Below are 5374 nucleotides of genomic sequence, written 5' to 3'. Positions count from 1 at the left end.
TAGATGTTTCAGTTCCCCGGGTGCCCTCCTAACCTTAGTTAGGTGACGGTGCATTACCACCGCCGGGTTCCCCCATTCGGAAATCCAGGAGTCAATGCTTGCTTGCAGCTCTTCCTGGCATATCGGAGCTTACCCCGTCCTTCTTCGGCTCTTGGCGCCTAGGCATCCGCCGTATGCCCTAAATAACTTGACTTATTTTAATCTTATTGCTGCATACTTTGTCGACTGTCTATCGCACATCATCTGCGTTGTTGTCAGTCCGGGCGCTCTCTTCGACGTACTTCCAGTACGACTCCGTTCGCGTCCTCCTTCCGCCTAGCATCTGATGCACGCTAGCCAGCCTCTCGGCTACATTTTACTGTGCCGAGGGTTTAGCTTACGTTTTGCCTTCAGTTAAATCCTAATTGCGCTTCGTTAAGTTACTTCTACATATTTGCATATGAGAGGTAATTTTACTTTGCTTTCTTCTGTGTAGTTTTCAAGGAACATCAGGAGTGTTATGTTATCATAATTAATCATATATTGCAATGACCAATTTTGACCAATTCGTATTCCTGTATTGTTTTATCTGTTTAGGAGTACCTATTTTTAGGCACATAGGTGATTATATACTGAAATAAACTATTTTGCAATAGGCATTCTATACTTCATGTCATTTTGTACATCTTTTTATGTGGCGTAGTTATAATTACTTAGTTAGGTAAAGTTACAATAAAAGTACTGCCAACGCCAATGGCACTTTCCACTCTAATTGTCCCGCCATGAGCTTCTACTATCCATTTGGCAATAGATAAACCGAGGCCTGTACCACCCGCTTCCCTGGATCTTACTTTATCTATTCTATAAAATCGTTCAAAAATAAGTTTTTGCTCTTGGGGGAGAATACCTATCCCATTATCTTGCACAATGATATTGATAGACCCCTTTGAACCAGGCAGTTGTTTGACAGTGAGGATTACCTCCCCTTCGTGCTGCACAAACTTCAATGCATTGTCAATTAAAATCAACAACAACTGGCTTATTCTTTCTTTGTCTGCTTGAATAAAAAGATTGCTTGTCCCGGCAAACTCAAGCTTAATCTCCTTCTCAGTTGCTAACGGTTGAAAGGAGCGAATTACCTTCTCGGCAATCATATTGATATCAAACTTTTCCTTAATGATAGCATTCACGCCGACATCAGCTCTGGCAAGAGTCAATAAATCGGAGACAATTTTAGTCATTCTCTTGATTTCACCTTTCATATCATCAAGCACCTGCATGGAAAATGACGAAAATCTATTTTCGTCATCTGCTCGAATTGCCTCAACAGAAGTCAACATAACGCTAAGAGGCGTACGAAGTTCATGAGACGCATCAGCAACGAACTCACGTTGTCTAGCAAAAGAGTTTTTAATAGGGACAATTGCCCGGCCCGCCAGTAGATGGCCAGCAAAAGCTGCAATAATAAGAAATAATAAGCATCCCAGGCTAAGAACTAACAATAGCCTTTTTAACATCACGTAATAGGACGTAATATCTTTACCCACGAAAACCGTACCGAGCTCCTTCTCACCCTCATAAACTTTCACACTGCATAGCATGAAGTATTTTTTTCTGTCACCCGGAAGATGCAATTTAGTTAATATTGCTTCCCCGTCAGCACCTTGCCAACTACGGATGGTATCCAGAACAAGAGCACGTACTTCGCGAGCTGGTTCACTTGAGGAAACCTGCTGCCCATCTATATCAAATGCGTAATGGAAGAGTTTCCCATCGTTTTGCTCATCGTCTTCCCCTAAAGACAAATTTCCCGACAATTGTATTTGTCGAAGCAAAGTAATGTGTTCGCGAGCTTCTTCTTTGGCGAACATCTCAATATCTTGTTGTTCTTCCCGGTACAGTACCCAAACCAGCCCTGTATAGCTTGACACTACGAATGATATTAGAAAACACACCATAACCGCAGAATAGACCATAGTCAAATGGTTGCGAATTTTAGCAAACATGATGAGCCTCTAACTTAAACCCTATCCCTCTGACATTTTGGATTACTACATCGCCCTCAGGCAAGTTAATTTTTCTCCGCAACAAACGTACATAAGCATCAAGATTATTCGGTGATACATCGGTATCTAACCCCCAAACCCGATCTAGTATGACTTCCCGTGGTACTACCTGTCCTTTATTTTGTACAAGCAAATCTAACAGCTGAAATTCACGACTGGTAAGCTGTACCTCGGTTTCGTCAACACGAACACTGCGGGTCGAGCGATCTAAAATAAGATCGCCTAATTGCACGATATCTTCCTTCAGCTTAGCACTGCTCCGGCGCGATAAAGCCCGGAGTCTGGCAAGCAATTCTACAAACTCAAACGGTTTTACAAGGTAGTCGTCGGCTCCTGTATCCAGCCCTAACACCCGATCAGTAATATCGTCTTTTGCTGTAAGCATCAAAATAGCACCCTGATAACCATCTTTGCGCAGCTGAGCACACACATCAATTCCCGTCTGTCCTGGCATCATCCAGTCTAACACAACTACGTCATAATAAGAGCGTGTTGCGTACTCAAATGCGGTGTCCCCCCGTGTTACCCAATCAACCGCTGCCTCGGCCTTTTCTAACATGCGTTTAATTAAATTACCAAGTTTAGTATCATCTTCAGCTAGCAATATACGCATTTGTATCCCTCCACCTCAAGCCTAGAACAATAATCCGTCAGTCTCCAAAATGATAATAGCTAAATCTGTCAGTAGTCTTCAATAGTTGAGGATTGCTATTTTTTATCTTTTCTAAAAACTGCTTTCGTTTCTGTTCAGGTACTATAACCACTATACTATTTTTTTTAGAATTCGTCACGAAGCTAACTAATGATTCAGTAGGCATCGTGTATTTGCTTGACCAACTTAATTCATTCTGAGGTGATACCACTGGCTCTGAGGAAGTAAGTTTCACTGCCGTTTTACCACTGTAATAAACTGCCGATGTACTATAGAACTCGTAAAGGCCTAGGCGAGAATCACTATAATTTAGCAAGTCTTGCGCAAGCTCTTTTTCAGATCTGGTATCAGCCATGACAGGAAGGATAAAAAGTGACAGCACCATATACACTGCAACTTGGTATATACAAAGTAACTCCAAAATATATTTTGGACGTTGTTCCTTTATTTTCCGCCAAATAAATACCATTATCAGCATCAGACCGGCGACAACCATCCACAGGTTTTCAAGATAACTCTGAACGGCAACAATATAGGCTAGCGTCGAAACTATCATGGGAATGCCTACCCAATAGATAATTGTGCTTTTCTTATTCTGAAGCAACAGCTGTTCCAGGTAATTCCCCGTTATCATCGCCAGTGGAAAAAGCGTAGGAAACGTATAGGTAAGATATTTTGTAGCCACAAGTGAGTAAAAAATGAAAAATACTCCCGTCCAGATGAAACTAAATAACCATAGCGGTGATTTTCGCAGCGATTGGTCTTTCCAGGTAGCAACCATTGCCTTTAGTGCCAGCGGAGCCCAAGGCAGCATGCTGAGCAAAAATACCACAAGATAGTAATAGATTACATTATCTTTGGGATGCTCTGAAACTGTCGCACGCAGATAATTATGCACTCCCAAAAAGGTATCAATAAACTCGGACCCATGAACATAATACATGGCGCTATACCAGGGAAATGCAATCACCGCAAACAACACTAAACCTGTCGGGATTGACATTTTTCTAAGTTCTGCCCAATTACGCTGTACGGCGATAAAAATCGCCATCACAAGACCAGGCAGCAGCAAGCCAACAGGCCCCTTAGTTAAAACGGCCAAAGCCATACTTGCATACATAAGCAAATACCAGCGCTTGGTCCCCTCCGCCTTGGTATACCCAAGGTAAAAAAATACAAGTGCCGCACTATTAAATACAAACAGCACCATATCAGTAATGACGAATTTTGCGAGAAGCACATACTCTAACGATGTTCCCATAACGAGAGCCGCTAATAATGCTACTGCTTGACTGGATGTCTTATTCAAAAACCAATAGATCAATACCACCCCCAATCCGGCAAACAAAGCCGGAGCCAGACGTGCCGCCAAATCGGAAACTCCAAACCATTTAAAGGCCAAAGCGGTAAGCCAATAAAAAAATATAGGTTTATCAAACCATACGTGGCCATATATTTGGGGTGAAAGCCAATCTCCACTTTTCACCATTTCTTTGGCAGTAAGCACATAATTAGATTCTACAGGATCTGTAATCGGCACAAGGTGGCTAAACAACAGATAGGAAACAAACGAAACTAAGAATAATCCTAAGCAAATCTGCCTAGAGCGAACGGCAGCGATAGAGAGTGAAGCGGCCACCAAAATTCCTCCTCGAATAGTTAATTGTCGCCTTTAACGTACTAATAATTTTGTCTTTGATGAGCAGGCAGGCAACAGGCACTACAATCAAAATATATTTGATAGTATTTCCCCTTCCAATCACATAAACAATAACGACTGCTTATTTCTTAGTAATTATAGCAATTGATTCTGAAAACAGAATGAAGAACGTAAAGAAAAAGGTAAAAGCCTGCAGAAAATTTCTGCAGGCTTTTACCTTTTTACAATATTTAGTATCACGTTTGGCATTCCCTCAAAACCAAACAATGTAAGTGATACTACAGCGAGCACATAAGCTCCGTCTAGTATCGTAATGCTTGCCAAATGTACCGACCTGGAAGTAGTTCGAGTGTTACCTCGAACGGTTCTCCCTAGAAAGGAGGTGATCCAGCCGCACCTTCCGATACGGCTACCTTGTTACGACTTCACCCCAATCATCGGCCCCACCTTAGACGGCTAGTTCCATTGCTGGTTACCCCACCGGCTTCGGGTGTTGTCAACTTTCGTGGTGTGACGGGCGGTGTGTACAAGGCCCGGGAACGTATTCACCGCAGTATGCTGACCTGCGATTACTAGCGATTCCGACTTCACGGAGGCGAGTTGCAGCCTCCGATCCGAACTGAGAGCTTGTTTATGCGTTTGGCTTACCCTCGCGGGCTTGCTTCGCTTTGTTTAAGCCCATTGTAGTACGTGTGTAGCCCAGGACATAAGGGGCATGATGACTTGACGTCATCCCCGCCTTCCTCCGCATTGTCTGCGGCAGTCTCCCTTGAGTTCCCACCATAACGCGCTGGCAACAAAGGATAAGGGTTGCGCTCGTTGCGGGACTTAACCCAACATCTCACGACACGAGCTGACGACAGCCATGCACCACCTGTTTTCGTGTATCCCGAAGGATAGGAACTAATCTCTTAGCTTTTCACTCAATGTCAAGTCCTGGTAAGGTTCTTCGCGTTGCGTCGAATTAAACCACATACTCCACCGCTTGTGCGGGCCCCCGTCAATTCCTTTGAGTTT

At 43.2% G+C, this 5374-nt stretch carries 3 protein-coding genes, 1 rRNA gene and 1 other annotated feature (2 of these 5 cut by a window edge); all 4 genes read right to left on the bottom strand.

What is annotated here, in order from left to right:
• Positions 1–193 (bottom strand) — a sequence feature (23S ribosomal RNA rRNA prediction is too short); it reaches 265 nt to the left of the window's first position.
• Between the two features lie 499 nt (positions 194–692).
• Positions 693–1985 (bottom strand): cell wall metabolism sensor histidine kinase WalK, encoded by a 1293-nt coding sequence (locus SALPA_RS18775; RefSeq protein WP_145097437.1) that lies wholly within the window; start codon positions 1983–1985, stop codon positions 693–695.
• Positions 1975–2658 (bottom strand): response regulator transcription factor, encoded by a 684-nt coding sequence (locus SALPA_RS18770; protein WP_145097434.1) that lies wholly within the window; start codon positions 2656–2658, stop codon positions 1975–1977. The genes SALPA_RS18775 and SALPA_RS18770 overlap by 11 nt, the downstream gene beginning before the upstream one ends.
• Before the next feature lie 37 nt (positions 2659–2695).
• Positions 2696–4336: a glycosyltransferase family 39 protein gene (locus SALPA_RS18765; protein ID WP_255451264.1), complete on the bottom strand. Its 1641-nt coding sequence runs from the start codon at positions 4334–4336 to the stop codon at positions 2696–2698.
• Positions 4337–4732: 396 nt separating this feature from the next.
• Positions 4733–5374 (bottom strand): 16S ribosomal RNA (locus SALPA_RS30515); it runs 947 nt beyond the window's last position.

This window comes from Sporomusa sp. KB1, from assembly GCF_007830295.1.
GTDB lineage: Bacteria > Bacillota > Negativicutes > Sporomusales > Sporomusaceae > Sporomusa.
This window is presented reverse-complemented; position numbering and strand designations above follow the sequence as displayed.

Excerpts from the sequence above, each read along its gene's own strand:
- SALPA_RS18775 (WP_145097437.1), bottom strand. The coding sequence starts at position 1,985 with ATGTTTGCTAAAATTCGCAACCATTTGACTATGGTCTATTCTGCGGTT.
- SALPA_RS18770 (WP_145097434.1), bottom strand. The coding sequence starts at position 2,658 with ATGCGTATATTGCTAGCTGAAGATGATACTAAACTTGGTAATTTAATT.